Source organism: Polynucleobacter sp. IMCC30063, assembly GCF_021395235.1.
Classification (GTDB): Bacteria; Pseudomonadota; Gammaproteobacteria; order Burkholderiales; family Burkholderiaceae; genus Polynucleobacter.
In genome coordinates this window covers 259158-285345 of the sequence record NZ_JAJVCQ010000003.1, presented here as the reverse complement: position 1 = coordinate 285345, position 26188 = coordinate 259158, and the positions used below count along the sequence as shown (strand labels likewise).

Annotated in this window: 31 protein-coding genes; 4 read left to right on the top strand and 27 right to left on the bottom strand. The window is 43.7% G+C overall.

What is annotated here, in order from left to right; all coding sequences use genetic code 11:
* Positions 1 to 9: 9 nt before the first annotated feature.
* Genes LZG75_RS07925 through LZG75_RS07910 form a run of 4 tightly spaced genes read right to left on the bottom strand, consistent with a single transcriptional unit; the run spans position 10 to position 3738 of the window.
* Positions 10 to 1176, bottom strand: coding sequence for an MFS transporter (locus tag LZG75_RS07925; RefSeq protein ID WP_233937129.1), 1167 nt, complete (start codon positions 1174 to 1176; stop codon positions 10 to 12).
* 11 nt (positions 1177 to 1187) lie between these two features.
* Positions 1188 to 2306 (bottom strand): chorismate synthase, encoded by a 1119-nt coding sequence (gene aroC, locus LZG75_RS07920; RefSeq protein WP_233937126.1) that lies wholly within the window; start codon positions 2304 to 2306, stop codon positions 1188 to 1190.
* Between the two features lie 17 nt (positions 2307 to 2323).
* Positions 2324 to 2791: a CBS domain-containing protein gene (locus LZG75_RS07915; protein WP_233937117.1), complete on the bottom strand. Its 468-nt coding sequence runs from the start codon at positions 2789 to 2791 to the stop codon at positions 2324 to 2326.
* 56 nt (positions 2792 to 2847) lie between these two features.
* On the bottom strand, positions 2848 to 3738 hold the full coding sequence (locus LZG75_RS07910) for a YihY family inner membrane protein (protein WP_233937109.1): 891 nt from the start codon (positions 3736 to 3738) through the stop codon (positions 2848 to 2850).
* A 43-nt stretch (positions 3739 to 3781) separates the two neighbouring features.
* On the opposite strand from LZG75_RS07910, the gene wrbA reads away from it, so the two are divergent.
* From wrbA to LZG75_RS07895, 3 genes are read left to right on the top strand one after another with little or no spacing between them, the layout of a single operon-like run.
* Entirely contained in the window at positions 3782 to 4384 is a 603-nt protein-coding gene (gene wrbA / locus LZG75_RS07905; protein WP_233923523.1) for an NAD(P)H:quinone oxidoreductase, read from the top strand.
* 12 nt (positions 4385 to 4396) lie between these two features.
* On the top strand, positions 4397 to 4792 hold the full coding sequence (locus LZG75_RS07900) for a DUF2069 domain-containing protein (protein ID WP_233937099.1): 396 nt from the start codon (positions 4397 to 4399) through the stop codon (positions 4790 to 4792).
* A 45-nt stretch (positions 4793 to 4837) separates the two neighbouring features.
* The gene (locus LZG75_RS07895; RefSeq protein ID WP_233937090.1) at positions 4838 to 6268 is read left to right on the top strand and encodes an FAD-binding oxidoreductase; all 1431 of its coding nucleotides are present in this window, start codon (positions 4838 to 4840) and stop codon (positions 6266 to 6268) included.
* Between the two features lie 41 nt (positions 6269 to 6309).
* Here LZG75_RS07895 and LZG75_RS07890 read toward each other — a convergent pair whose 3' ends face one another.
* Genes LZG75_RS07890 through LZG75_RS07875 form a run of 4 tightly spaced genes read right to left on the bottom strand, consistent with a single transcriptional unit; the run spans position 6310 to position 8839 of the window.
* Entirely contained in the window at positions 6310 to 6846 is a 537-nt protein-coding gene (locus LZG75_RS07890) for a chromate transporter (protein WP_233937081.1), read from the bottom strand.
* Positions 6847 to 7443 carry a chromate transporter gene (locus LZG75_RS07885; RefSeq protein ID WP_233923527.1) on the bottom strand — a complete coding sequence of 199 codons (597 nt, stop codon included), beginning with the start codon at positions 7441 to 7443 and terminating at the stop codon, positions 6847 to 6849. It lies immediately after the preceding gene.
* Positions 7440 to 8492 carry a hypothetical protein gene (locus LZG75_RS07880; RefSeq protein ID WP_233937079.1) on the bottom strand — a complete coding sequence of 351 codons (1053 nt, stop codon included), beginning with the start codon at positions 8490 to 8492 and terminating at the stop codon, positions 7440 to 7442. The genes LZG75_RS07885 and LZG75_RS07880 overlap by 4 nt, the downstream gene beginning before the upstream one ends.
* Before the next feature lie 32 nt (positions 8493 to 8524).
* Positions 8525 to 8839 carry a hypothetical protein gene (locus LZG75_RS07875; RefSeq protein ID WP_233937077.1) on the bottom strand — a complete coding sequence of 105 codons (315 nt, stop codon included), beginning with the start codon at positions 8837 to 8839 and terminating at the stop codon, positions 8525 to 8527.
* A 202-nt stretch (positions 8840 to 9041) separates the two neighbouring features.
* Here LZG75_RS07875 and LZG75_RS07870 point away from each other — a divergent pair, with 202 nt between their 5' ends.
* A complete protein-coding gene (locus LZG75_RS07870; protein ID WP_233923530.1) occupies positions 9042 to 9791 on the top strand; it encodes a TerC family protein in 750 nt (249 codons plus the stop codon).
* Here the strand turns inward: LZG75_RS07870 and LZG75_RS07865 are convergent.
* From LZG75_RS07865 to LZG75_RS07775, 19 genes are all read right to left on the bottom strand, one after another.
* A complete protein-coding gene (locus LZG75_RS07865; protein ID WP_233937074.1) occupies positions 9788 to 11407 on the bottom strand; it encodes a methyl-accepting chemotaxis protein in 1620 nt (539 codons plus the stop codon). The genes LZG75_RS07870 and LZG75_RS07865 overlap by 4 nt on opposite strands.
* 64 nt (positions 11408 to 11471) lie before the next feature.
* A complete protein-coding gene (locus LZG75_RS07860; RefSeq protein WP_233937205.1) occupies positions 11472 to 12260 on the bottom strand; it encodes a class II aldolase/adducin family protein in 789 nt (262 codons plus the stop codon).
* 45 nt (positions 12261 to 12305) lie between these two features.
* A complete protein-coding gene (locus LZG75_RS07855) occupies positions 12306 to 13286 on the bottom strand; it encodes a D-2-hydroxyacid dehydrogenase (protein WP_233923532.1) in 981 nt (326 codons plus the stop codon).
* Positions 13287 to 13288: 2 nt separating this feature from the next.
* Positions 13289 to 14296, bottom strand: coding sequence for a Bug family tripartite tricarboxylate transporter substrate binding protein (locus tag LZG75_RS07850; RefSeq protein WP_370635399.1), 1008 nt, complete (start codon positions 14294 to 14296; stop codon positions 13289 to 13291).
* Positions 14297 to 14305: 9 nt separating this feature from the next.
* A complete protein-coding gene (locus tag LZG75_RS07845) occupies positions 14306 to 15277 on the bottom strand; it encodes a tripartite tricarboxylate transporter substrate binding protein (RefSeq protein WP_233923533.1) in 972 nt (323 codons plus the stop codon).
* 17 nt (positions 15278 to 15294) lie between these two features.
* Positions 15295 to 16128, bottom strand: coding sequence for a substrate-binding domain-containing protein (locus tag LZG75_RS07840; protein WP_233923534.1), 834 nt, complete (start codon positions 16126 to 16128; stop codon positions 15295 to 15297).
* Positions 16103 to 16558: a hypothetical protein gene (locus LZG75_RS07835; protein ID WP_233937063.1), complete on the bottom strand. Its 456-nt coding sequence runs from the start codon at positions 16556 to 16558 to the stop codon at positions 16103 to 16105. Before LZG75_RS07835 ends, LZG75_RS07840 begins: the two co-directional genes overlap by 26 nt.
* Entirely contained in the window at positions 16555 to 17895 is a 1341-nt protein-coding gene (locus LZG75_RS07830; RefSeq protein ID WP_233923536.1) for a TAXI family TRAP transporter solute-binding subunit, read from the bottom strand. The genes LZG75_RS07835 and LZG75_RS07830 overlap by 4 nt, the downstream gene beginning before the upstream one ends.
* Before the next feature lie 26 nt (positions 17896 to 17921).
* Positions 17922 to 18692, bottom strand: coding sequence for a carbonic anhydrase (locus LZG75_RS07825; protein WP_233923537.1), 771 nt, complete (start codon positions 18690 to 18692; stop codon positions 17922 to 17924).
* A gap of 122 nt (positions 18693 to 18814) precedes the next feature.
* On the bottom strand, positions 18815 to 19807 hold the full coding sequence (locus tag LZG75_RS07820) for a tripartite tricarboxylate transporter substrate binding protein (RefSeq protein WP_233923538.1): 993 nt from the start codon (positions 19805 to 19807) through the stop codon (positions 18815 to 18817).
* A gap of 65 nt (positions 19808 to 19872) precedes the next feature.
* Positions 19873 to 20583, bottom strand: a complete 711-nt coding sequence (locus tag LZG75_RS07815; RefSeq protein WP_233923539.1) for an RraA family protein — start codon at positions 20581 to 20583, stop codon at positions 19873 to 19875.
* Positions 20584 to 20649: 66 nt separating this feature from the next.
* Entirely contained in the window at positions 20650 to 20979 is a 330-nt protein-coding gene (locus LZG75_RS07810) for a metalloregulator ArsR/SmtB family transcription factor (RefSeq protein WP_233937061.1), read from the bottom strand.
* 30 nt (positions 20980 to 21009) lie between these two features.
* Positions 21010 to 21987 carry a sulfurtransferase gene (locus LZG75_RS07805; protein WP_233937052.1) on the bottom strand — a complete coding sequence of 326 codons (978 nt, stop codon included), beginning with the start codon at positions 21985 to 21987 and terminating at the stop codon, positions 21010 to 21012.
* Between the two features lie 13 nt (positions 21988 to 22000).
* A complete protein-coding gene (locus tag LZG75_RS07800; RefSeq protein WP_233923542.1) occupies positions 22001 to 22627 on the bottom strand; it encodes a hypothetical protein in 627 nt (208 codons plus the stop codon).
* A gap of 52 nt (positions 22628 to 22679) precedes the next feature.
* A complete protein-coding gene (locus LZG75_RS07795; RefSeq protein ID WP_233923543.1) occupies positions 22680 to 22919 on the bottom strand; it encodes a hypothetical protein in 240 nt (79 codons plus the stop codon).
* Positions 22920 to 22955: 36 nt separating this feature from the next.
* The gene (locus tag LZG75_RS07790) at positions 22956 to 23552 is read right to left on the bottom strand and encodes a YeeE/YedE thiosulfate transporter family protein (RefSeq protein WP_233937042.1); all 597 of its coding nucleotides are present in this window, start codon (positions 23550 to 23552) and stop codon (positions 22956 to 22958) included.
* Positions 23553 to 23554: 2 nt separating this feature from the next.
* On the bottom strand, positions 23555 to 24082 hold the full coding sequence (locus LZG75_RS07785; RefSeq protein ID WP_233923545.1) for a YeeE/YedE thiosulfate transporter family protein: 528 nt from the start codon (positions 24080 to 24082) through the stop codon (positions 23555 to 23557).
* Between the two features lie 127 nt (positions 24083 to 24209).
* Entirely contained in the window at positions 24210 to 25097 is an 888-nt protein-coding gene (locus LZG75_RS07780; protein ID WP_233923735.1) for a 3-keto-5-aminohexanoate cleavage protein, read from the bottom strand.
* Between the two features lie 51 nt (positions 25098 to 25148).
* Complete coding sequence (locus LZG75_RS07775; protein WP_233923546.1) at positions 25149 to 26153, bottom strand: ABC transporter substrate-binding protein; 1005 nt, start codon at positions 26151 to 26153, stop codon at positions 25149 to 25151.
* Between the last annotated feature and the right edge of the window lie 35 nt (positions 26154 to 26188).

The window sequence follows — 26188 nt, the reverse complement described above, 5'->3', positions numbered from 1 at the left end:
CAAAACGTCTTAGCTTTTCTGCTCTAATGTACGCGCGTCATTTGGCACAAAATAAATCGCTATAAAAGCTAAGAGGCAAGCCAGTGCTGCCATAGCAAATACTTGATTTGGTCCCAATGATTCCCAAATCCAACCAGCACACAACCCGCCTAAAGATCCGCCAAAGCCGTACGCAATCATAATAATTAAAGCCTGCCCGCGAGCCTGTAATGGGCCCCTAAACCAACGTTGAGATAATTTCGTAGTGGCGCTATGATGCGCACCGAAAGTGGCACCATGCAGCAACTGGGCAAAAATCAACACGGGTGTAACCACCACATAGGCGATCAATAAAAAACGCACGACGCCAAGCGCAAAACTCCATTGCAAAATGCGTTTTGACTCAAAGCGACTCATAAACTGACTTTGATAATAAAAAAATACAACTTCGGCAGCTACTCCTAGCGTCCAAAATAAACCGATCTGAAATTTGTTATAACCTAAATCAAATAGATATAAGGAGTAAAAAACATATAAGGCTGCATGGCCAAAAATCATCCAAAAAGCTGCTGCTAAAAACCACTGTACAGGACCTTGCTTTAAGACCTGTAAAAGCTCACCCTTTTGCATTTGATGGCGCTCTAATTTGGGCTCATATAAGAACCAGGTATTGCACGCTAAGGCAAACAACACGGTGGCACCTACCCATGGAAATAATTCAATGCCGCGTTGTTGAAATAATTCTCCCGCAAATAAGCCCATAGCAATAAAACCAATTGAGCCCCATAGGCGCAAACGACCATAGCGCTGATCAAACGAATTATCGCGATGCAATGCATGAATCGTCGCTGATTCACCTAAAGGCATGAGCGCACTCAGAATCGTATGCACCACAAACATCCATACTAAAAATGCGAAGTAATTAGGTAGAAAAAAAATAAATAAAAAGATCAGCGCGGCTAAAGCTGCACAGAAGCGCATGATGCCGATCCGTTCACCAAAAAAATCGGCCAGCCAACCCCAAGAAAATGGTCCTAAGATGCGGGTGATTTGCATCATCGACATTAAGCTAGCAATTTCCAGAGCACTAAACCCCAGCTTTGCAAAATATAAACTGGCAAACGGGGTAACTAAACCAATATACGCAAAATATAAAAAGAACAGGGCCCCGAAGGCCCTGCGTACAAAAGGTGTCATCGACAAACCATTTAGTTGGTTTTGCTTGAGCCTGGCCGTGCGGCAGCAATCGGCGCTACGTCAAGCACCACATCGCCGCATTGAGCGCGATGACGTAAAGCATGATCCATTAAAACTAAGGCCATCATGGCTTCAGCAATGGGAGTTGCGCGAATCCCTACGCAAGGATCATGGCGCCCCTTAGTTTGTAAGGTAATTGGCTTGCCTTCAATATCAATTGAATGCTTTGCGCTCAAAATACTTGAAGTGGGCTTAATGGCAATCGATACTCGAAGCTCTTGGCCGGACGCAATACCCCCTAAAACACCGCCAGCATGATTGCTAGCAAAACCATCGGGATACATTTCATCACCGTGTTCACTACCGTGTTGCGTAACTACCCCAAAACCATCGCCAATTTCCACGCCCTTAACTGCATTAATGCCCATCATGGCATAGGCAAGATCTGCATCTAATTTATCAAATACGGGCTCGCCTAAACCCACGGGAATATTTTTTGCCCGCACCTCAATTCGCGCACCACACGAGTCACCTGCTTTGCGTAATGCATCCATGCGCTCTTCAAGCTGCGAAATAATGGCTGCGTTCGGCGCAAAAAAAGGATTCAATTCAATTTGCGATCCATCAATATAGGGAATGGCAATATCGCCAAGCTGGCTCATGTAGCCCGTAATCTCCGTACCATATTGCTGGCGCAACCATTTTTTGGCAATGCCCGCGGCAGCCACAATGGGCGCAGTTAAACGCGCTGAAGAACGCCCGCCACCACGAGGGTCACGGAAACCATATTTATGGTGGTATACATAATCGGCATGTCCAGGTCGAAAGGTATGCAAAATTTCGCTGTAATCTTGGCTACGGTGGTCGGCATTACGAATGAGTAAACAAATCGGTGTGCCGGTGGTTTTGCCTTCAAAAACGCCGGCTATAATTTCAACCTGATCTTCTTCCTTACGCTGCGTTACATGCCTTGAAGTACCGGGCTTACGTCGATCTAAATCGATTTGTAAATCGGCAACTGATAAGGGCATACCTGGCGGACATCCATCAACCACTGCGCCAATGGCAGGGCCATGAGATTCGCCAAAGGTGGTTACGCAAAAGAGAAGGCCTAAGGTATTTCCTGACATACTTCTATTATGGCATTCTAAGCTGGCGAACTTGGCGCTACCCCAGAATCTTCTTGCGGCCAGTCGCGAATATATGCCTTCAGCATGGTATTTTCAAAATCTTGTGATTCGACAATGGCTTTAGCCACGTCATAAAAGGAAATGACCCCCATTAGTACCGCTTGATCGATAACGGGTAAGTAACGTGCATGTTGTCCCAACATCATCCGCCGCACCTCATCTAACTCGGTATCCATCGTGCACGTTAAGGGCTCGGCATTCATCACAGAACGGACGTGTAAGTCGGCAGTAGCGCCATGATTTTTTGCTAAAGCTTGAATGACTTCGCGAAAAGTGAGGATGCCAGCGAGTTCTTCATACTCCATCACCACTAAAGAGCCAATATCGTGCTCATCCATTACTAAGATCGCAGTCTGCAAAGGCAAATCAGGTGAAACGGTATAAAGTGCGCTGCCCTTAACCCGCAAAATATCGCGTACTTTCATCTTATCTCCTCTTGATGGTACCAATATAGCTCGAAGGCTGACTTCACGCAATACGGCTAATGCATAGTAGGTTGCCGAGGTTCATCTGGTTTGACTAATTTAATCCCTCTACCCACATCAAGACCAGCCCGAATGATGGGTAAATTAGCCACTAAAACAGCCCCCGCTAAAGTAACCCACCAAGTGACATAAATCCAAATTAAGGCAAGCGGCAGAATGGCAAAAGCGCCGTAAACGGTTTTATAAAAGGGAGTTTTCGTAATGAAGAAGCCAAAGCCAAATTTAGTTAGCTCAAAAACCAGCGCTGCACAAAATCCACCAATTAAGGCATCCCGCCAACTGACAGGGGCATATGGCAAGACCCGATATACCACGGTATAGACCGCTAGCGCCAAAAAAATCGGTAAAACCGTGGCCAATAGTTGCAAGCCTGTACTGAGGGTTTCAGTCCAACCCTCGGCAGCACTTAACAGCAAGGAGCTAAAGTAAATGCCAACGCCGAGCAAAATGGGCCCCAAAAAGGTTGCAGCCGAATAGATGGCCACCCTGCGCAGCATGGGCCGACGAGCCTTTACCCGCCAAATTTGATTGAAAGCCTGTTCAACAACCGCAATCGCCAAAATAGTGGTGATTAACAGCCCCAAAGAGCCGATAAAAGTGAGGCCCTTGGCCTTACTGGTGAATTGATCTAAATACAGTAATACCTGTTTATTCATCCCGCCAGGCATATAGGTCTGCAAGATGAAGTCCTGAGTAGCATGGCGCAAGCGCACCATCATCGGCAAATACCCCAACAATAATGATCCCACGGTAATAACGGGTACCAAAGCCAAGGTGGTGGTGAAAGCTAAACTGGCAGCAATTTGGGGTAAATGATGGTCGCGATTACGCAGCCATAATTCCCGACCTAAAGCGAGCCATAATTGGGGGTTACGAACTATCTGCATCGCCGTATCATAAGGCCAAGCCCGTTTACACTAGAAAATGATGATGACTGAAATAACCATATTGGTACTCTATTACTCGCGCTATGGCGCCACCCGCGATTTGGCGCGGCTGATAGCTGAGGGCATTGAATCTGTCCCAGGGGTAAAAGCTCGACTGCGAACAGTGCCGGCAATTTCAGCAGTTTGTGAAGCCACTGAACCCAGCATTCCAAGTGATGGTGCACCTTACGCTGAATATAGCGACCTGCAGGAATGCAGTGGTTTAGCGCTCGGTTCGCCTACGCGGTTTGGCCAAATGGCAGCCGCCTTAAAATACTTTTTAGATGGCACATCTACCCATTGGATCAATGGCAGTCTTACCAATAAACCCGCATGTGTTTTTACCAGTACTGGTAGCTTACATGGCGGTCAAGAGTCAACCCTGCTCACCATGATGATTCCCCTATTGCACCATGGCATGCTGGTCATGGGTCTGCCCTATAGCGAAACAGATTTAATGAGTACTACCAGTGGGGGTAGCCCCTACGGTGCTAGTCACGTAGCTCATGCCGATGGCAAAGCACCAATTAGCGCTGCCGAAAAACGCCTTGCCATTGCCCAAGGCAAGCGCCTTGCCCATACCGCTCTTCAATTGGTGCGGGCCTAATGAGTTTGAACAATGCACTTTAGCGTACTTGACCGCCTCGAAAAAAAAAATCTGTATCAGCTTATTGCTGCTGCCGCTGTAGCCGATTTAATTATTTTATGCATCGCTTGGGAATGGTTTCTTGCGCCCTTGCGCCCTGGTGGTTCGTGGCTGGTTCTCAAAGCTTTGCCCTTAATACTCGTCTTGCCTGGTATTTGGCAAGGTAAAAACTACATCATGCAGTGCGCTTCAATGTTAATTTTAATTTACCTAGCCGAGGCATTAGTGCGCATTGCAGAAACAGGTGCAAATCGCTACTTCGCAATTTTAGAATTGATTTTAGCCACCACAACTTTTATAGCGCTATTACTTTATCTGAAGCCGCTAAAAGATGCTGCGAAGAAAAAGCGCCGCGCTAACCCGTATTAATATCAAGTAATATAAATTAACAGTCCGCCAGAAGCCACTTAAAACATGAATCCCAGCGCCGCACTTAGTGCATTTCAAGCCCGCTTAAAATCTACCCAAATACTTTGTACAACTGACGATATGGCGCCTTTTTTATGCGATTGGCGTAAGCGCTACTTTGGCAATGCATTGGCCGTATTACTGCCTAGCAATACTCCTGAATTGGCTGAAATTGTGCAGATCTGCACTGAGTTTGGTATAGCCCTAGTGCCACAGGGTGGGAATACTGGCCTATGCGGCGGGGCTACACCAGACCAAAGTGGCACGCAAGTGGTAGTAAGCCTGAAACGGATGAATCAAATTCGCGGACTTGATATCGATAATCAAACTATTACGGTTGAGGCAGGATGTGTCTTGCAAACCATTCAGGAAGCTGCTGCCGCACAGGATTTACTTTTTCCACTCAGTCTGGGCGCCGAAGGCAGCTGCTGTATTGGCGGCAATTTAGCTACCAATGCAGGCGGTACTAATGTATTGCGCTATGGCAATGCCCGCGACTTATGCCTCGGGCTTGAAGTTGTAACTGCTCAAGGAAAAATATGGAATGGCCTACGAGGCTTACGTAAAGACAATACGGGCTATGACTTGCGTGACTTATTTATTGGCTCAGAAGGCACTCTTGGCATAATTACAGCCGCCGTTTTAAAGCTATACCCCATGCCAGTTTGCCAATGGACCTCACTGGTTGCAACACCCAGCATTCCCGCAACAATTCAATTGCTGAATTTATTTAAACAAAAGGCCACCACTCTCTTAACTGGCTTTGAAATGATGACGGCTGAGTCACTTGCTTTAACTGAAAAACAATTCCCCCAAATGCGTAACCCCTTAGGCGAGAATCCACCCTTCACGGTCTTAATTGAGTTTTCCGATCATGAAAGTGAAGCGCATGCCCGAAATTTAGTCGAGTCTATTTTGGCTGAGGCCTTAGAGCTCGGTATAGCTAGTAACGCAATTATTGCTAGCTCCATTGCGCAGGCCAATACTTTTTGGCAAATGCGTGAACACATTACCTTAGCCCAAGCTCAAGAAGGCGCCAATCTAAAACATGACATTACTATTCCACTTTCTGCCTTAGATAATTTTATTAGCGCTACCGATGCGGTACTACGAGCAAAATATCCGCAAGTTCGCATCATTAACTTTGGCCACCTTGGTGATGGAAATTTGCATTACAACGTAGCCGCCCCAGTGGGGACAGATAGTGCCATCTTTAATCAGGCAAATGAAACTAGCGTGCACGATATCATTTATGGCATGGTAGAAAAATTTGGTGGCTCTATTTCTGCAGAGCACGGCATCGGGCAACTGAAGTTGCACGATTTGCGCGCCCATAAGGGCGCCATTGCGCATGATCTCATGGCGACTATTAAAACTGCTCTAGATCCGCTAAATATTCTCAATCCCAATAAAGTCTTACCCACTAATGCCAATTAATTCAAGCTACTTAGTAAATACTAAGTATGCTTTTTCCCTGTTTAGGTAAACCTTGTAAAGTACATTAGGGCGCCCCCAACTAAGCCAGACCCTAAAATTAAATAGACTGGGTTAGTGCGAGAAAAAAGTAAAATTACAAGCACAGCTATCGCAAGCCCAATGCTCACTGGCCCATTAATCGCTGCCTTGGCAACTGCGAATACTCCCGCGCACATTAAACCAATTGATATCGGTTCTAACGCATTTTGTACAGCACGACGCCATGGGCTTTCACCGATGCGTACCCAAATTCGCCCTACCGTCAAACATAAAATACTCGAAGGCAAAAAGAATGACAGCAGCACCGTCAAGGCACCCGCTAAACCAGCTAGCTGAAAGCCAAATACAATGACCATCATCATGTTTGGGCCGGGGGCTAACTGACCAATGCTATATACCTCCACAAATTTCATATGATCAACTTGAAATTGTTCATTTAAAACAATCTGCATTTCGGGCAGCACCGCTGTACCACCACCCACTGCCAATAAAGATAGTAGACCAAAGGTCATGAACAGCTGAATTAAGATACTAATCATTTAACGAGGCCGATAAATAAACAACGCAATTGGGGCCATTATTAGCAAAACAATAATTAATGGCAACTTAAAAAAACTCATTAAAACAAAGGTAGTAATAATAATTAAACAGGAAATAATATGGCGTAAATGGCCTTGCCCAATCTTGTAGGTAATGGCCGCCAATAAACCCGTTGCGCCAGCAGCAATCCCAGCCAATATTAAGTTCGCAATGGGGTGATCCGGCTTTGCCATGTAGGCAATACCCACTATTAAAACAAATGCCGCGCCTGGTACGATTAAGCCCAAGCCCGCCGCTATTGCCCCCAATACGCCCCTGAGGCGATCACCCGTTAACACTGCCATGTTGACAGAATTTAAACCTGGCATTGTCTGGCTAATTGCTAGAGTGGCCATAAAATCATCCAAATTCAACCACTTCTTTTTTTCAACCAGTAATATTTGTTCGTAGGCAATAATGCCGCCGCCAAAGCTCACTGCGCCAATCACCATAAACTGCCAAAAAAGCTCAAACAGCGTGGGTCGCGGTGGCGACTCACCTACCCCAACTGCTGCCGCTTGCAGGCTTTGCGTCTGTTCTTCGGTTGAGCTACTCACTCAGGTTTACCATAAACCAATGCTGTTTTCGTTGAGCCCACTTCAATCCAATTGGCGAACTCAATTTGCAGCGCATTGAAGAACTTATCAGCCCGTTTATGTGCCTTGGCTTCTTTACGATTATGATCGTTTACATGGTAAGAGAAAGCCAGTTCACCAACAATAGGTTCGCCAACACTGCGCATCCAAATGGCAATTTCGCAATGCGCCTGAACCCCAGCGCCAAATACTAAGTTACCCAATGGTAAGCAAGCTTCTAAAATTTTATTTTTTAGTCCGCCCACCACATCAATCGGGGTACTTTTTGGCAAACCAAGCTTACCTAAGGTTGGAAACATCGCAATGGCGCTAGCCAAACTGTGCGCAAAAATTTCATCCACCGGTACTGCATCTAAAATTGCATTGTTTGAATAAATTTGCCGTTGGGTCCCAATCGCGTCGCCCTTTAAAATTTCTTCTTTGAAGCGTGCCCGCGATTTAGTTTTATCGGACGGCATTGGGTTAAATACTAAAGAGGCTCCGAGGTCACGGGCGCGGCATTTAAAGGTGACCTCGCACCAGTCATCGATCCATACATCCTCGCGTGATTCGCGTACCCGCAAAATTAAATTATGATTACGTAAATCTTCATTGGGTGTATCAAAGAAATACACTGTACGTAAGCCTGTTGTCGCATTATCCAGATGAGTAAAGTGAATGCCCTGTTTTTTACAGAAAATCATCAGCTTAGTACTTAACTCATCAATCCGATTACGTCGATCGAGGCCAGATGGTTTAATCAAAATCTTAAATTCACGATTCGTTACCGACTTATGTACTTTTCCAGCCCGCTTCTTTTTATCTTTTTTACTTAATTCTGGGGCCAGCGGTTGAACTACAAATTTTGGCGCCGGATTAGTGCTGCGCGTTGACTTTTTAATGCCCACCTTCTTCGCAGTGGATTTCCGCACTGGGGTTTTTTTTGTCGCTACTTTTTTTAAGGCGGACTTTCTCATTGGGGCTTTTTTCACTGCCGCCTTAGTCGATTTAGATATAGTTTTTTGAATCATGAGGTAATCCTTTGTAGTTGCATTCAATCAATTTAATTAAAAGGGATATTCAGAATATTAGTCTCTCCCGATGCATCTGAGGGTTGTAACCGAATTGGTTTTTCTGAACCTGGACCAGAAAGAGGTCGCCCTAATACGGTTATTGCATTTGGGTCTGTTGCCGACTCTCGGTTCATTTGACGCGAGCTCGGGCCATACGCATTGCCTGGCTCTGGTACTGGGTTCACCAAGGGCTGATTATTAATCTGGTTCAATTGCTGAGAGCTTAAGGCTGGCATCGCTTGATTTTGCGCCACACTTAAGCTGGACAAACCAAAAGAGAGCGTTACCCCGGTATATGTCGCCATTACTCGTCTGCCCCATTTATTTATACTCCGCCCCCCATGTGTCATTGCTACCCTTTACTTTGATCTGAAAATATACCTATTAACGCCTTTTTTTGTTACATGGGAAAACCCTACTAACTATATGCAATAAGCCAACTTCAGTCAATATAGTAAAAAGGGCTTAGTATCAGCTTTTGCCACAGTTAGCCCTGCACCTAAATTCATGCTCGAACTCTTTTTAGATCCCAATGCCTGGATCGCCTTTTTAACCCTTTCGGCCCTTGAAATAGTGCTTGGCATCGATAACATTATCTTTATTAGCGTCCTCGCCAATCGCCTACCGCTGGAAATGCAAAGCCGGGTGCGCCAATTTGGGCTTTTATTTGCCCTCCTCACGCGGGTTTTATTATTGCTCAGCCTATCTTGGGTGATGGGGCTGACTGAGCCTATTTTTACGGCTATGGGTCACGCTATAAGTGGACGTGATTTTATTTTGTTGGCTGGTGGCTTTTTCCTGCTCTGGAAAGCCTCAAAAGAAATCTATTTAGAGGTCGAAGACAAAGAAACGGCCGACGCAGACGCCCACAACAAAACTCAAGCGCCAATTACTGAAGAGCAAAAACAAAAGGTTTTTTGGGGTGCGGTTCTCCAAATTGGTATTCTTGATATCGTTTTTTCGCTTGATAGCGTTATTACCGCGGTTGGCCTAGTTGATGAAGTGGCCATCATGATTGCAGCGGTTTTAGTATCCATTGCCGTTATGCTCATCGCTGCCAAGCCAATTGGTGATTTTGTACAGCATCACCCCTCCATCAAAGTACTAGCCTTATCATTTCTCACCGTCGTTGGTGTCGTCCTTATCTCTGAAGGCATGGGCGTCCATATTCCCAAGGGTTATGTTTATGTAGCTATTAGCTTTTCTTTGGGAGTTGAACTTTTAAATATTCGCTCCCGCAAGAAAAAGCGGCGCTAAAAAACAAAACGGGCCAATAAATTCTTTAATTGTGCGGCAACTTGGGCTAGTTCAACTGACGATTTCTGCACATCAGCTGAACCAATTGTTGTATTTTTTGATGCTTCAGCTACAGATTTAATGGTTTCCGCAATAACCGAAACACCAGATGCTGAATTAGAGACATTGCGCACAATTTCATTGGTCACCGTAGCCTGTTCTTCTACCGCGCTTGCAATCGTATTTAAAATATCATCAATTTTTGCAATGATGTCTGAAATATCATTAATTGATGCTTGAGTTTCTTGGGTGTCACCCTGAATAGCATCAATATAAGTTGAAATTTCGTTGGTGGCCTTAGTTGTTTGTTTGGCTAACTCTTTCACTTCGTTGGCTACCACCGCAAAACCTTTACCCCATTCACCCGCCCTAGCAGCCTCAATTGTCGCATTCAAGGCTAATAAATTGGTTTGCTCTGCAATACCTGAAATAACTTTAAGCACTTGACCAATCTCAACGCTACTTTCGCTAAGCTTGTTCATTTTCACGCTGGTATTTTTAGCGGTATCAACCGCCTGATGCGCTACCTTAGAAGCCTCAGCAGTGTTAATCGAAATTTCGCGAATACTCGAACTAAATTCCTCCATTGCAGTGGCAACCGTTTGGGTATTTTCACTTACCTGGGCAGACGACTTCGAAACTTCAGACGCTTGCGCTGCCGTTTCCTCAGCAGCTGCACTCATTTGGGTGCTCACAGCTGCTAGCTCTTCAGCAGAACTGCTCACTACCAAGGTGTTTTCATTGATGTCTTGCAAAGCCTTTTTTAAATTCGCCTGCAAAGTTTGGGTCGATAAAGCAATCCGACCAATGACGCCAGAATGATCTAAGTTCCCAATAAGGTTATTGAACTTTGATTCTGCCAAATTACTAATCGCATTTTTTAATTCATTAAGGGGACTAATAATAGATCGACGCAATAAGTAACCAACAAAAATACTGATGCAAATGGTTAGTAAAATAATCGCAATCGTGGTGTAAATCACATTACTTTTAATCGCTTGGGCCTCTTCATATCTACCTTTGGCGCTTACTAACTTGAGATTAATAAATTCATCTAAGGCCCCTAATGCTTTATTTTCTAGCGCCATATATTCAGGACCAAAAATAATTTTCGTCGCACTAGCGGGTGACTGAGTGTAAGCAGCTAAAATGCTATCTACTTGCTTTAAATACAAATCCATATATAAATTAACTTCGTCAAACTTTTTTTGCACTATAGGGCGTGAAATAGTTTTACTGGCCTCTGTAAGCGTTTTTTTAATTAGATCTTTTTGCTTAGCAAGCTTCGCTGTGATTTCACTTTGATGCTTAGCAAGGTCTTCTTTATTGAGCACAGTAGGCGCTAATAAATATTGGCTCACATCTTGACCAATAATAAGCACTTCTACCTTAACCTCTTTAGCGGAACTAACGCCTAAGGTACTTTGTAAATACAGCCACTCAGTATCTTGGCCCAAAATGCCATAGTTATAAATCGATAAGCCGCCTAATATCGCGGTCATAATAATAATGAGCGAAAAGCTAATAGTAAGCTTCGCCTTGAGGGTCAGTTTTTCAAATTTGGTATAGATCGACATGGTTAATTTTGCGCCACAATTCTGTAAATTAGCTAAAGGATAGCGTACTTTGCCCCAAGCCCCCCTATTCCCTAAAGCTGGGGTCCTGCCGCTCGAGCATTCGTAATAAGGCAGGCCACTCCATTAATCCATAGGGCCGGCGGGTGGTTGGCTGATAATTTTGATAAGTCTCCTCGATGATCGTTTCAGGCACAGGGCTGAAAGGCGTATTACAGGCCATGGCAGCCAATTGGGAGCGGCAGGATAACTCGAGACGATGCATCCAATTGAAAGCTTCGCCAATCGTTTTGCCTGCTGTTAATAAGCCATGATTGCGCAAAATCATCGCTTCGGCCGAGCCTAAATCAGCTACCAAGCTAGCCTGTTCGGCTAGATCTAATACCACTCCCCAATAGTCATGGTAAGCAATATGATGAAACCGCATCGCTGTTTGTGTCAGGGGTAATAAACCGCATTGCAATGCAGCGACCGCCATACCAGCAGGCGTATGAGTATGAATCACGCAATCAATTTCAGGTCGTGCGACATGAACTGCGCTATGCAAAATATATCCCGGCTTATTAAAGCCATAATTAAGCTCGCCAAAATCGGGGGTATACAAAACTGTACCGGCATGATTAATTTTTAACATACATGAGGCCGTCATTTCTTCATACATCATGCCATAAGGGTTTGTTAAAAAGGCATCGGCTTCGCCCGGTACGCGTAAGGTTACATGATTAGCCATCATGTCAGACATACCGTAATGCGCCAATAAACGGTAACAGGCTGCAATATCAATGCGTGCTTGCCACTCTTCGCTAGAAACTTGATCTCGAATAGAGACCAGCGGCAAACGCCCAGAATTTGTCAGCTGTTTCACCAACTGCCACGCTTAAGGTCTATTAGTAAACACATTTCATTGCACTAAATTGATAAGGGGTTGTCGCTGAATAAAATGGCTTAAATTAGTCAAAAAAAGGTCCTCGACCCGTTGCGCATTCCCCTGTGAATGACCAGCTGAATGGGGGGTGATTATCACATTATCACTATTCCATAAAGGCGAATCAAGTCCTAATGGCTCATACTCAAAAACATCCAAGTAAGCGCCGCCCAAGCGGCCGGTCTGCAGTGCAGTCAGCAAATCTGCCTCAACAATTATTTCGCCCCGCGCTATATTAATAATATACGCACCATGGGGCAAACAGCTTAAAGCTGCCGCATCAATTAAGCGCTCGGTTTCAACGCTTAATGGGCAAGCCAAAATAAGCCAGTTGGCTCGAGGTAATACAGTCTTGAGGGCTGCAAGCGGATGCGCCTGAAGCCCCGCAGACTCAACAACCGGTAGATTAAAACGCACTACCTCGCAATGCACACCAAAAGCGTGCAGTAATCTAGCAATTCGCTGCCCGATTGCTCCCCAGCCCACGATGACAGCAGTCTGCCCTTCAAGATCAGCAGGAAGAGTACCCGCCATCAAAGATCGCCACTGGCGCTGAGCCTGATTTTTAGCCATTTTTGGAAAGTGCCGCGCGAGCGCTAAGATACCAGCTAAGGCCGACTGTGCCACAATCGCGGCATTTACACCCGCCGAAGTCGTAATCATGCGCTTGTTATTGAGTAAAGCTGTAAAAATGGGTCGATCACTACCAGCAGAATGCGTATGCACCCACTGCAATGACACTGCATTAAGTAATAAATCATAAAAGTGCTGGGTATTGGGCTCAAGCTCTAATTTAGTAGATAAGCCCGTAACATCACGAGATATAAAGGCACAGTCAAAATCAGTCCCTAAGCGACACTCATCTGCTATGACTATTTCATGGGGTGTCCCAGCTAAATTTAGGGCAAACCGAGGTTGAAGTCGCGCGGCGGCCTGAGCAGAAAGTAGAATTCTCACCCTTACTCAGCGACCGCGCCTGAATCTCGCACAATCACTTTCCATTTTTCATATTCTTTTTGAATAAATTGACTAAATTTGGTGGCACTACCGCCAACCGGATCAGCACCTTCGCGAATAAATTGCGTTTCAAGGCTAGGCAAAATTGCATTCACATTCTTATTGATAAAAGTGATCACTTCCGCAGGCGTGTCCTTCGGCGCAAAAAGGCCAAACCAAGACCCCGCCTCAAAACCGGGGAAACCGCTTTCCGCAACAGTTGGAATATTAGGCAAAGACCGCGACCGCTTCAAACTCGTTACGGCGATGGCGCGTAACTTGCCTGCATGAATGTGCTGAATCACCGAAGGTATTGTCGCAAACATAAACTGCACTCGCCCTGCCATTAAATCATTCAGCGCGTCAGCACCCTTATAAGGAACATGAGTGGCCTCGATGCCCAAGCGTTTACTTAACATGTAGCCCGATAAATGCGAGGAAGTACCAATGCCGGTAGAGCTGTAATTTAATTTATCGGGATTCAGCTTCGCATAATTAATAAATTCTTCAAAGTTTCTTATGGGTAGAGAGTCATTAATCACTAAAACATTCGGTACATCTGCAATTTGTATAAGCGGCATTAAATCAGTCAAAGGGTTAATGTTTAATTTTTTATATAAGGTTGGATTTACCGCGATTGGACCTACAGAATCCATAATCAAGGTGTATCCGTCGGGAGCAGACTTAGCCACAAATTCGGTGCCGATATTACCGCCGCCGCCAGGTTTATTTTCAACCACAAAAGATTGCTTAACGCGCTCAGTTAATTTTTGACTCACCATGCGGGTCAAAATATCCGTAGTACCGCCTGCAGTAAACGCCACAATTACTTTAACAGGCCTATTTGGATAAGCCTGAACCGGGGCTTGGGTATAAGCAGTTAGTGGCATACACAAACTACCTAGTATCAACACAAAACCAATGCGCTGTGCATTCACCAGTGAAAACCTGTGCTTCGCCTCAATCATCATTAGCGGTCATTAATCAATTGAAATTTTTGCTTTTTCAACCACATTCGCCCAACGCTTTTGTTCAGCACGAATAAAAGCCTCAAACTGTTCTGGGGTATCGCCCACTAAAATTGCGCCATCCTCAAGCATTTTTTTGGAATCGTCTTTCGATTTCAAGGCTTTAGAAATCTCCTTTTGCAGCTTATCAACAATGGCCTTAGGCGTACCAGCTGGCGCCATAATGCCATACCACTGCGAGGTTTCAACCCCCTTGTAACCCAATTCAATTAAAGTTGGCACTTGGGGCAAGGTACTCGAGCGAGCCAGAGAACCTACGGCTAGAGGCACCAAAGCGCCGCCCTTAATTTGTCCAATGAGCGATGGCAAACCATTGAACGTTGCTTGTATCTGCCCGCCAATTAAATCTGTGAGCATGGCACCTGAACCCTTGTAGGGCACATGTACTAAATCAATACCTGCTACTGAGGTGAAATATTCCATCGCCAAATGTCCTGCACTACCATTACCAGCAGAGCCATAATTAATTTTGCCAGGATTTTTTTTCGCATCTGCAACCAAATCGGCTAAGGTTTTATAGGGGCTTGCTTTACTTACTGCAATCACATTGGGCACTTTAGCAATCAGGGTGATTGGCACAAAATCTTTATTTGGATCGTATGGTAATTTTTTACCAAAAAGCGCCGGATTTACTGCCAGGGTGCCAACGTGTCCTAATATCAGGGTATAACCATCGGGAGCCGCCCGCTTGACCTCTTCCATGGCAATATTGCCTGCTCCACCAGGCTTATTTTCAACGAATACCGATTGCCCCAATTGTGTAGTTAACGCATTTGCCACCGATCGGGCAATAATTTCTGAAGTGCCCCCGGTTGCAAACGGCACGACCAGACGGATGGATTTATCGGGATAGGCGCCCTGACTCGCTAGCGCATAAAAGACAAAGCAAAATACTAAGGGCCATTTTTTATTAATTTTGAGCATTTTATTAAATGAATTTTTTACCATGGTAGGGGAGATAATATGGGTTTTAATCCCGCCTGAATAATCATCGGGGCTGCTTGCTGCGACGCAAGAAATGCAATTAAATCACGTGCTGCATTCAGGTTGTTTCGATTGCTGGTGATGCCTGCTGAGAATAATACAGTTTGCTGCACTTCTGCTGGCAGCTCGCCAAGGAAATCTATTCCCGCAATGGGAATCAATTCGCTTACCTGTTGAAACCCTAAATCTGCATCTCCCCTAGCTACGACAGTACCTACCCTCTCACTATAGATCTTTTTAGCAGTAAGCTGCATTTGGTCGGCTATACCGAGTTGCGCAAATAGCACAGTAGATAAATAGGTGCCACTCGCGCTCGCCGAATACGCAACAGATTTAGCAGCTAAAAGTGTTTTTTTCAAAGCCTCAACCGTGCTGATATCGGGTTTAGAGGCGCCTTTACGGACTGCTGCACCAATTACTGAGGCCACTAAATCCACCTTCGTACCTACTTGCACCTGGCCGCTTTTAATAAAAGTGTCTAGAGCGGGCGCAGCTAAGATAAGGATATCAAAACGCTCACCACGGGCAAGTCTCGACGGAATTGAATCAGGAGCAGACCCCATCGAAGACCCATTTGAAATGATTACTTTGTGTTGTGATTGCTTTTCATAAATCGGCGCCAATGCAACTAATGCTTCAGCAAAAGCGCCAGATGTAATGACTTGAATCTCATCTGCAAAAGCGCCACCACTTAAAAACAGCGTGGCAAAGAAAAGGATTACAAGTTGTTTTAAGTCTTGGTATGGTTTGATGTTAAAAGACCTCTTATGGCAGCGCAGTAAACTCTTCACACCAGGTGGAATAACTATTTAGCCAGTCTTTAAAAGTGCCTTTCCCGCCCCGACCAGATCCACAGCCCGATAATTTATTACCTTCTAAAGTATAGCTTCCAGAGCCCTGTTGATAAGCAATTTGTATTTGTTTGCCATCCATTGATAAAGTGCCGACGTAACGTGACTCATAATTAGCTGAGCGATATAAAAATTCAAGATGGCGACCCTCTTGTTTGAGAATCGTAATCGTCGCTGGAATATCAAACGAATTAAACGACATTTCGCCAACTTTAGATGTGCTATTTACTTTTGTTTGGTAAGTATTGCCCATCGCGGTGACAGAAACAATTCCGCTCCAATTTTTAGGCAATTGTGGAAGCGCAGCATTTTGCGCCAAAATACCCGAAGAAAATCCTAAGGCAGTAATGACAATAATTAATTTAATCATAGCCGCTCGATCTTATTGCGTAATAACTGGGTAGCATTGACAAATAAATAATAATCAGTCTCCTCGCCAATTGGCACGTCTCGACGAATAAGAAGCAGATTAATTTCATCTAAACGCTTTAAGAATAAAACTCTTTGCTCAGCGCTAATAGGGTCGGAGCTTACCTGCCGATCAATCGCCAAGATTTCCTCATAATGACCCCGCTCCTTAACGGCATACAGGAATTTTCTTAAATGAAAATTTAATTTAGATAAGGGATAAATGACCGCAAAAAGGGTTAAAAGTATTAGCCAGAAGCGGTCTACGAATACCCCAAGCCAATAGGGTAAATAGATAATCGCTTGGGGAGGGCCATTATTATAAAATTTTCGTGCCACTGGACTCAGCGGTATAGAGGGATCGACATAGGCAGGAAATTGATTTCTTTTAGCAAAAAATAGTAATTGCGAGTCTTGAATGGTATTTTTCATTGCTATTAGTAAAGCAAGCTGCAGATCCGGATGCATATCTCGACGCACGGCTAAAGTCGAAGTTGTGGCAATTAAAGAAATATTTTCTGGCGGAAAATTATTCAAAATATTGATTGACCCTGCTGGTATCTCAACTGCATCTAAAAAATAAAACTTTTTTTCATAAGCTGCTGAGTTTTTAAAATTAAAGAGTTTTATGCCTGGGGACCGAATTAATTTTTGAACAGGTAAATCAATAATGGTTGAGACAAAAATAAACACATCTAATTTATCATCTAAAAACTGATTTAAATTACCTTCAATTGAAGCGGCTTGAAAATTTTTATTTTCTTTAATTTGAATCCCATTAATAGCAAATAATTTTTCGGCAAAAGCATACGACCCGCTTTTAGGCGGCCCCACCCCAACCTTAAAGCGCGCAAAATCCTTAATATCTGTAATTTTGCCTATACGTTTTTCATGATAGAAAATCCAAATAGGCTCATAAGTAATGCTTCCTAGTGAGTAAATTCCACCAATTTGTTCGGCGGATAAAGCCGCTCCATAAGTGAGACCAGCAGTGACCTTGCTATTCTGATTATCTAATTTTTCAACATTTTCAATTGAGCCATCGCTAGCAAGCACGGTAAGACTAATATCATGGTCTTGTAAGGCTGGGGCAATAGTTTCGGCAAATTGATACCAATCTGACCCCTTAAATGCGGTTGAGATGGTGATACTTTTTTCTGGAAATGGCTTAAGGTAGTAAATCAGTCCGGCAAAAATAAGCACCAGAAGAAGCACTATGAGTTTTAACTCAATCAGTGCCTCCTTGATAGCAATTAATTCATGCTTGACTACAACCTTTAAATATTCAAGGGTTTTCATAGCCAAGTTGTAATTTACAAAAGGTCTTAACTACCTTGAGTAATCTTACGCCCATTAAGCGGTTGAATGGGTCGGGCATTCATCTTAAATATCTTTTTGAAGGCGTTTAATTGATCTTTTGAAAGCTCAACTGGCGTTTTAAGAATATAGAAACTCACGCCCTCACTACATGGGGGGGTTGTTAAAGAGCCCGCATAACTGTAATAAGCTAATGAGCTAGGTAGCATGCTAGCTGCATCAAAATTGGTTTTCAAAGCCACTTTACCTTCTTTTGCGGGCAAGTTTGCAAAAATATCTTTGATGCTTTTATTTTCACTACCCTCATTAAATAAAATTCCAATGACTGCTAACTTTCCATCGGCACTTTTATGAACTAAATGCGCATTAAATGGGAAGCCTTTGCCATCAATTTTTTCTTCTGCTGGAGTATGAAAATGAAACTGCAAAATCTTATAATCGACCCCGCCTAAAAGAGCAGAGCCGCCATCGGCTAGGGCAACTTGAATGGTGTGACCATTGTTAATAATCTCGCCAGCTGATGCTTTATATTTGGTGGTAATTGGTGCGGTAGCTGGCGTAGCAGCTTTGCTTGGAATATCAATTGGGGCTTGCATCTGCCCCACTTTGCAGGCGGCAAACTCCTTCTCAAGAGCGCCCCAATTACTTGGCCCTACTTTTCCCTCATAACCCCAGTGCGCTGCGCCATCAGCGAAGCAGCCACCGGAAAGCATGGCTACTGCAAGACCAGCAAAAAAGCTGTATTTTGGGTTTCTGGGCTTAATTGACTTGCTGTTCATTGTTATCTCCCTGAGAAAGGTTTTAATTAATAGAAAAATCCTCAGGAACGTTAACATAATTTAGAGGCAAACAGGAACCCGCAACATATTAATAAAATCCAATTCAGCCTCACCTAGTCGCTTTAATCCACCTGAATATTGGCTTTTTTCGCAATTGTTAAATATTTTTTTGCTTCTTTTTCAATAAATTGGGCAAATTCTTGAGGATTTTTCGAGGCTGGCTCATCACCTACCGACGCTAATTTCTTAATTAAAACAGGATCAGTTAATGTCTCATTTACCGCTTGATAGATCGTATTGGTTAAATTGGCAGGTAAATTTTTAGGGCCAAATAAACCTACCCACACGGTCACTTCGAAATTCGGAAAACCGCTCTCTTGCATAGTGGGAATATCAGCTAATTCAGCGGGCCTTTTACTGCCAGTAGTTGCAATAGCTTTAAGCTTGCCCGCCTTAATTAAAGGTAATGGGTTGGAAATATTAGTAGCGGTATAAAGCACGTCATTTCCTACAATAGCCGCGACCGATGGAGGGCCCCCTTGAAATGGGACATGCGTTGCACCACTATTGCCTTCAATGCTGATCATTTCACCAGATAAATGCACTAAGGTGCCAATTCCGGTGGAAGAGTAATTGGCTTTTCCCGAATTATTCTTAATATACGCCACCAAGTCACGGGCATTTTTCCCAGGGAAATCGGCATTCACTGCTACTAAAAATGGGGCTGAGGTTAACTGAATGATCGGCGTTAAATCAGTTAAGGGGTTGTACTGCAGATTTTTAAATACTGCGGGATGAATAGCCAATTGACCAGTTGAAGCCACCAACAATGTATAGCCATCTGGCTTAGCTTTAGCAACGTTCCGCGAACCAATTAAACCGCCTGCGCCTGGCTGGTTCTCAACCACAAAAGACTGTTTATATTTGTTAGTTAAGCGCAAAGCAATTTCCCGAGCAGTAATATCAAGCGCACCACCTGGCGGAAATGGCACCACAATGGAAACTTGTTTATTTGGCCAATCATTCGCTTGCGCAAAGACAAGCTGTGGCAGCGAGAGTAATAAAAGGGTAGCGCAAAAATGGCGCAGGTAATTAGCTATTTGATCGGTTTTCATTTTGCTCCTTTAAGATCTACCTTGGATAGAATCTGCTTGTATTAGCGCTGTATATTCCCTAGCGCTTAATGAATATCAGCTGATTCTTTAATTGCGTCGCGTAAAATTTCCCAAGAAAAATTGCTCGCTTTTGCGGCGCCAATAATCACGGCTTCCTTTTTTGCAATAAGTTCTATAGCATCATTAATTTTTTCAGCTGCAGCAAAGGGAATGACCACTGCGCCATGTTGATCGGCATGAATTAAATCATTAGGCTGCACCGCCATACCGGCAACAGTAACTGGTATCCCAATGCTAACAATGTGTACATGCGCGTGACTAGGCATCACACTCCCAGCTAATAACTGAAAATTGCTCGCATTCATGGGAATATCCCGAATTGAGCCATTGGTAACCACCCCTTTAGCGCCTAGACCGCGGTGTACATGGGTATTTACCTCACCCCAAAATGCACCGATTCCGGCTCGTGCACCATCCAAGTCTTGTAAAACAATAATGCTGGGCTTGGGCCCCTCATCAACATACTTATACCAATCAATCCGTATTTCTTTTTGCGCTTCAGGGCTAATACGGGGCCCTTGAACTGCACGCATCGTTCCAGTGCGCGCATACCCTACCATCGGCGCTAAATTAGGATAGATGCACTCTAATGGTTCTGTAGTAAAACCGTGATTTCGATAATTGGGATCTATTAACTCTAGCGCATTGCAAATGGTGGGGGTATCAAACTGCGCCAAAGAATCTAATATAGCCTGAGGATGTAAAGGCTGAGACATAACACTCCTTTTTCTGACTCCTCACTTTATAGGACAAAGATCAGCTGAAACCATCCTCGTTTTCCCTTAAATAAGCATATTTTTAAGGCAGTAATGCCTATATAACTGATCAATAATCGACATTGCAAAATCATTAGCAACGGCATAGTAAATATTCTTGCCAACGCGCCGCGTTTTAACCAATTTAGCCCGCTTTAAAGCGCCTAAGTGTTGGGACAACATCGGCTGATGAATATCAAGCAGATTCTCTAACTCACCAACACATCGCTCACCTTTACTTATTTGGCAGAGCAGCAGCATGCGATCTGGATGAGTTAAGGCCTTCAGTAATTTAACCGCCTCACCAGCCGAATGCTGCATTTTTTTTAAATCAATTAAATTTCGAGCCATCAACATATAGCACTGTTCTTAAAACAATCAGCGGTTTTAATTTAGCGGTACACCCTGCAGTGGGCGCCCCTCTAAAGTCCATAAATAAGCCGAGCCATCATAAAGTTGAATCGACTTATTGCCCACTAATTCAGAAACAATAAACCAGGTTCCAGAAGCTAAGTGACCAGTATTGCAATAACTAATTGCTGGGCCCGTGGGCTTAATTCCATTTGCTATCAATAGAGCGGAATATGTCTCAGGTTTGAAAAAATATAGGGCTCCATTCACAGATTTAGTTAGCAAATCTGGCGAAAATTCCTTAGCGCCTGCAATATGTCCATAAGCACCAATATCGGGTTTTTTAGACGTGCCAAAATATTGCATAGGTAAGCGTGAATCAATTAACTGCGCTGTACCTGTTTTTGAAGCATTAGCCACTTCTTCCGAGCCTGCAATTAACTCTTTACGGGCTGACTTTGCCACCCAATTTCCTACTTGCTTTGTGGCGGCACTAGTAACAAATGTACGCCCATCTGCCAACCAGCCAGCCATACCACCGTCTAATACAGCTACTTGATTTTCACCATAAACTTTAAATTGCCAATACATTCTTAAGGCCTCATCCACATCAGAAATATCTTGGCCTACAGGTACTAAAATAATCGGCTTATTTGCGTTAATTCCAGCCGCTTGAATATATTTTTCAAAATCAGCTTGTTCGGGAATTAAAAACTTGACCTTACGACCATCGACTAAGCGCTCTACTCGAGCATTTTTAAAATTGAGCAAAGTCGAGTTTTCAATATGTCCCCCAACTTCACTTAGGCTTTTTTTGCCACTCGCCTTATCAGTAACAAACTCTGGATTTCGACCAAAGCTAGTTATATCTGAACGTACATCAACAATTTGCACTGCTGACAAATTGTTTGCCAACCACTCAGCATTAACAACTGGGCCAGGTAAGGTGATAGCGTAGGCTACGCTCGTCACCATTGCGCAAGCAAATAAGATTAATCCTTGAATTTTTTTCATTTTTATACCTTTTTTATACAAATAAATGATCCGCAAGTCGATCCATATAATGAATTTTTTGCTCTGTTAAAACATGATATTTACGATTCTCTAAAGCTAAATTTTTATTACCGTCCTTGATAGCTAATGCCGTTATTTTTCTGTCCCGCTTCACTATTAACTCACGCATCTCAACATAAAATAATGTAGTTAAGGCGCTAACCCATCTGCCTAATGGCCCTAATGGCCCTTTTACTGATACATCAAAATCTTGAAGGGCTGCAATGACCGTTGGCGCCTTGGCCCATTGCTCTCCTGTTACCCATTGATTAGTGGTGAACAACCGCACTGGCAAGCCCTTTTGATCTAGTGCAATACCAATCAGGTGAAAGAAATGATTGGGCTGTTTAGCACTACGTTTAAATAAATGAAAATGGCCGTGCTCACCTTTCTGCATCTCATCAGCAGCATGCGCGTGGTAATAGAACTCATACCCTCCCTCACCATCAACCAAGTCCTTGCTAGGATAGTGCCGCCATTCGACAAATTGCTTTGCCCCACATAATGCTGCTTGGCTTAATGTCAGCCCCTTTTTAGCATATTTGGTTTGCACACTAAGCAACTCTTGTGCAGCTAAACAAAGAATAGATTGAGTGAGCATTTATTTCACTGGTGAAGTTAAATAGTTAAGAATTTTTATCAAGGCTATAAAATTAATCGGCTGATTTACGCTTTTTTGGACCACAAGGGTTAGCTGGTCCACATGGATTGGCAGCCTTCTTTTTGGCGGGCCCACAGGGATTTGCATCTGCTTTTTTTGCTGGTCCACAAGGATTTTTTTGCTCAGCATTTGCGGGTTTTTTATCTGGCGCATCTGCTGACAAAGCAACAGGTGCAGCAGCCAAGCCCGCTAAAGCCAAAGCTAATGCAGCGATAGTATTTTTCTTAGACATAATTTTCCTTATTAAACAATTAAATGGTTGAAATGATTAAGACTGCTTTACTGTGCAGGCATTCATAGCTTCTACAGCAGAAATCGAACCCCCGACTTGTTTTTCCATCCATGTACCAAGTACAAAAATAGCCAACGCAGCAGCAATCATAAAAAGATTAATTACTCCAGCGGACACTTGCAACGCCTCTGGTAATGTTGATGCTTTTACGTATTCACCAGCTGAAGTCAAAAACTCAATACTAGAAAATATATCGGCAAAAATCCAAGTACCAATGATTAACCCAATTAAAAATAAACCGGCATCTATGCGGCCAGAAACAAAGCCAACCACGGAAGTTCCAGGGCAATATCCGCCAATGGCAAAACCTGCTCCTACTAGAGCCCCACCAAGAGCGGCTGCCCCTAAAAATGCAGGCGGTACAAATAAATCAGCGGCATTGATATACCCCATTTTTTCTAATAACATAATGCCTACTGAAGCAAAAACGATCGCAGTAAACATCACTTTAAATACTGACCAATCAGTTAAACGGAATTGAGCCGTTAATTTACAGGGGCTACCAAACCCAGCGCGCTCTAAAACAAAACCGAAGGCGGCACCTAAAAGTAGCCCAGAGATGATGGAATTCATATTTATGCCTTTTCTTTCATTAAACGGCTAATGACTAAGCCGGTAGCAAAAAATGTACCTAAAAAAACAAACCCGGCAAGCCCCAATACTGCTGTGCCCGATAAACCCAGACCGCTAGTACATCCCGCTGCAATGCGTGCCCCAAAACCAGCTAAGACCCCACCCAGTAGCGCTGTTAAGGGACGCTTACTACCCCCTAAAAAACGTTTACCATCAGTTTGCAGCTTAAATCGATTAGCCAGCCAGGCAGAGGCGAAAGCGCCAATAGCCAAGCCAATAACCTGCCAAGTTATCCAGCCATTTAACGGGTTTCCATCCTCCACCATGCCGCCAAGGTATTCATTAGCTGCAGTCATGGTCGGCATTGTTGTCATGCCAATCCATGCTGTAAGACGGGTTGTAAACCCAGTTGCGCCTAGGCCATGCCCAGTGACGACAAAACTAGCTAATAAGACTAGGCCCAAAGCCAGCCCAGCATAAAGGGGGTGCCAATATGGCTCTGGTTTAGTACTCTGCTTTACTTGACTCATTTTATTTCCTAATAAAATGTAAAATTACATTATGTTTTAAAGTATATTATAAAAAAGATATAAACGCAAACTATTTATAAAAAACTAAAATTAGGTGAAAATTACAAAAATTTAGCTATTTATAGCCTTAAGAAGCTATTTTGAGGCCCAACATAGAACGCGCCTCAGCAGCTGAGGCCAAATCTCCACCTAGGTCTTCAATAATACGTTTTGCTTTAGTAACTAATTCAGCATTACTTTGACAAAGCACACCCTTCTTGAGAAAAATATTGTCCTCTAAGCCAACCCGTGTATGGCCCCCATATAACCAAGATTGCGCCACAATTGGGAACTCAAAGCGACTAATGCCAAAAGCTGACCATCTAGCCCCAACAGGCAATTGATCGCGTAAATAGAGCAAAGTAGCGGGATCAGCGTTTAAGCCATACTTCACCCCCAACACAAAGCTAAATAAACCAGGGCCATCAAGTGTGCCATCAGCAATTAAATCCAAAGCTAAATTGAGGTCACCCGTATCAAAAATTTCTAATTCAGGAAGAACTCCAGCATCGCGAATCACTTTGGCCATTTTGCGCACGTTTAATGGCGTATTAATCACAATATCTGTCGCGCCATTCATCGTATTAAAATCTAAAGAACAAATATCAGGCTTTAACTTGGTAATATGCTCTACGCGCTTTAAGGGATGGCATAAAGTAGTTCCTGGAGCAAAGACCTTAGGATCATCTTCACTAGGAATAAAGCGACCACCTGGCCCGGTTGTTAGATTAATAATAAGCTCTTTGTTTTGCGCGCGAATTAACTCAACTACTTTGGCGTATAAATCAAATTCCATTGACTGTTTACCCGAAACTGGGTCGCGCACATGAATATGCACGGCAGCAGCTCCAGCAGCGCCAGCCCCCAAACAAGAATCGGCTATTTGTTGTGGAGTAATAGGCAAATAAGGGGTCATCTCTGGCTTTGTTAAGCCGCCAGTTACTGCGCAAGTTAGGATGGTTTTTGCCATTGAGATAAAGCCCCTGTATTTAAAGATCAATTAAAAGAGATGGTACAAAAACATTCCCTAACCCTTCAGCGATTTTTCCGCTTTATCTAAAAAGGAATAATCTAAGTATTTTCCAACCCAAGCATCCGTATTTGCGACTAGCGCAGGATCAATCTTGCCTTGCTCAGAAATAGTTTTCAGAATTAAGCGGGTTGAAGGCATATCTAAGCGGGGTTCAGTAAGTAACACTGAGTTCAAGGCCATTAGCGCCACGGGTTTAGCGGTCGGATCATTCATTTTTTTAGCAATAATTTCTGCAACCTCATCCCTAGGTTTAGTTTTAATAAAATTCATCCCTTTTAAGGTGGCCTTTAAAAAACGCACTACTGCATCAGGATTATCTTTAATAAAGGTGGGATGAAAAACCAAGTCCAAACTCTCCGCATTGGGTATGGGTGGTAACTGCACTATGTAATGGGTATCTTTGGCTTTAGAAACTGCTAATGCTGAAGCTGGCTCCCAAGCAATAAATGCGTCTACCTCTCCGCGATCAAGCATGGCAGCAATATCACCAACGCGACCAGGCACCTTTTGGAATTTAAGATTTTGGGTTTTTTCAACATAAAATAAAATGGCATCGTGAATTGTGCCAAGCCCAGGTGTTCCTACCTTTTTGCCATTTAAATCAGCATAAGATTTAAATTGTTTATGGCCAACCAGTGGCGCATTGTATTTAGTGACCGAACAAAGCATCGAAAATTGTCCGCCGCCTGCAGCATATTGCATGATCGGTGCCAAGCCACACATTACAGCGTCTAAGTTTTTATTTAAATCGAGTAACGATGCTGGGCCATTGGGATAGGTGCGCCGATCAATTTGAATGCCCTCTTGATCGTAATAGCCTTGATTTTCAGCCACCCAAATAGCTGCATAGTCAACCTCAGCGCCAGCTTGATCTGCTAGCCTAATAACTGTTTTTTTGCTTTGTGCAAATAACGGCGTGCCCATCGGCAGCATGGTCCCCAGCGATGCTGCTGCACCCATACCTAAAATATTTCTGCGATTTTTATTAGTATTAATCATCTCTCATCTCCTGTTTAAAAAGTGATTTTTAACTG

What these genes read in the sequence shown, in the direction of transcription:
- LZG75_RS07915 (WP_233937117.1), bottom strand. Translation starts at nt 2,791, where the DNA reads ATGAAAGTACGCGATATTTTGCGGGTTAAGGGCAGCGCACTTTATACC.
- LZG75_RS07875 (WP_233937077.1), bottom strand. Translation starts at nt 8,839, where the DNA reads ATGGCGACATATACCGGGGTAACGCTCTCTTTTGGTTTGTCCAGCTTA.
- LZG75_RS07890 (WP_233937081.1), bottom strand. Translation starts at nt 6,846, where the DNA reads ATGATTAGTATCTTAATTCAGCTGTTCATGACCTTTGGTCTACTATCT.
- LZG75_RS07800 (WP_233923542.1), bottom strand. Translation starts at nt 22,627, where the DNA reads ATGCTCACTCAATCTATTCTTTGTTTAGCTGCACAAGAGTTGCTTAGT.
- aroC (WP_233937126.1), bottom strand. Translation starts at nt 2,306, where the DNA reads ATGTCAGGAAATACCTTAGGCCTTCTCTTTTGCGTAACCACCTTTGGC.
- LZG75_RS07845 (WP_233923533.1), bottom strand. Translation starts at nt 15,277, where the DNA reads ATGCTCAAAATTAATAAAAAATGGCCCTTAGTATTTTGCTTTGTCTTT.
- LZG75_RS07830 (WP_233923536.1), bottom strand. Translation starts at nt 17,895, where the DNA reads ATGAAAACCCTTGAATATTTAAAGGTTGTAGTCAAGCATGAATTAATT.
- wrbA (WP_233923523.1), top strand. Translation starts at nt 3,782, where the DNA reads ATGACTGAAATAACCATATTGGTACTCTATTACTCGCGCTATGGCGCC.
- LZG75_RS07865 (WP_233937074.1), bottom strand. Translation starts at nt 11,407, where the DNA reads ATGTCGATCTATACCAAATTTGAAAAACTGACCCTCAAGGCGAAGCTT.
- LZG75_RS07900 (WP_233937099.1), top strand. Translation starts at nt 4,397, where the DNA reads ATGCACTTTAGCGTACTTGACCGCCTCGAAAAAAAAAATCTGTATCAG.
- LZG75_RS07820 (WP_233923538.1), bottom strand. Translation starts at nt 19,807, where the DNA reads ATGAAAACCGATCAAATAGCTAATTACCTGCGCCATTTTTGCGCTACC.
- LZG75_RS07835 (WP_233937063.1), bottom strand. Translation starts at nt 16,558, where the DNA reads ATGATTAAATTAATTATTGTCATTACTGCCTTAGGATTTTCTTCGGGT.
- LZG75_RS07790 (WP_233937042.1), bottom strand. Translation starts at nt 23,552, where the DNA reads ATGAATTCCATCATCTCTGGGCTACTTTTAGGTGCCGCCTTCGGTTTT.
- LZG75_RS07925 (WP_233937129.1), bottom strand. Translation starts at nt 1,176, where the DNA reads ATGACACCTTTTGTACGCAGGGCCTTCGGGGCCCTGTTCTTTTTATAT.
- LZG75_RS07910 (WP_233937109.1), bottom strand. Translation starts at nt 3,738, where the DNA reads ATGCAGATAGTTCGTAACCCCCAATTATGGCTCGCTTTAGGTCGGGAA.
- LZG75_RS07805 (WP_233937052.1), bottom strand. Translation starts at nt 21,987, where the DNA reads ATGAAAAAAATTCAAGGATTAATCTTATTTGCTTGCGCAATGGTGACG.
- LZG75_RS07810 (WP_233937061.1), bottom strand. Translation starts at nt 20,979, where the DNA reads ATGTTGATGGCTCGAAATTTAATTGATTTAAAAAAAATGCAGCATTCG.
- LZG75_RS07815 (WP_233923539.1), bottom strand. Translation starts at nt 20,583, where the DNA reads ATGTCTCAGCCTTTACATCCTCAGGCTATATTAGATTCTTTGGCGCAG.
- LZG75_RS07795 (WP_233923543.1), bottom strand. Translation starts at nt 22,919, where the DNA reads ATGTCTAAGAAAAATACTATCGCTGCATTAGCTTTGGCTTTAGCGGGC.
- LZG75_RS07880 (WP_233937079.1), bottom strand. Translation starts at nt 8,492, where the DNA reads ATGATTCAAAAAACTATATCTAAATCGACTAAGGCGGCAGTGAAAAAA.
- LZG75_RS07850 (WP_370635399.1), bottom strand. Translation starts at nt 14,296, where the DNA reads ATGATGATTGAGGCGAAGCACAGGTTTTCACTGGTGAATGCACAGCGC.
- LZG75_RS07785 (WP_233923545.1), bottom strand. Translation starts at nt 24,082, where the DNA reads ATGAGTCAAGTAAAGCAGAGTACTAAACCAGAGCCATATTGGCACCCC.
- LZG75_RS07895 (WP_233937090.1), top strand. Translation starts at nt 4,838, where the DNA reads ATGAATCCCAGCGCCGCACTTAGTGCATTTCAAGCCCGCTTAAAATCT.
- LZG75_RS07870 (WP_233923530.1), top strand. Translation starts at nt 9,042, where the DNA reads ATGCTCGAACTCTTTTTAGATCCCAATGCCTGGATCGCCTTTTTAACC.
- LZG75_RS07825 (WP_233923537.1), bottom strand. Translation starts at nt 18,692, where the DNA reads ATGAACAGCAAGTCAATTAAGCCCAGAAACCCAAAATACAGCTTTTTT.
- LZG75_RS07775 (WP_233923546.1), bottom strand. Translation starts at nt 26,153, where the DNA reads ATGATTAATACTAATAAAAATCGCAGAAATATTTTAGGTATGGGTGCA.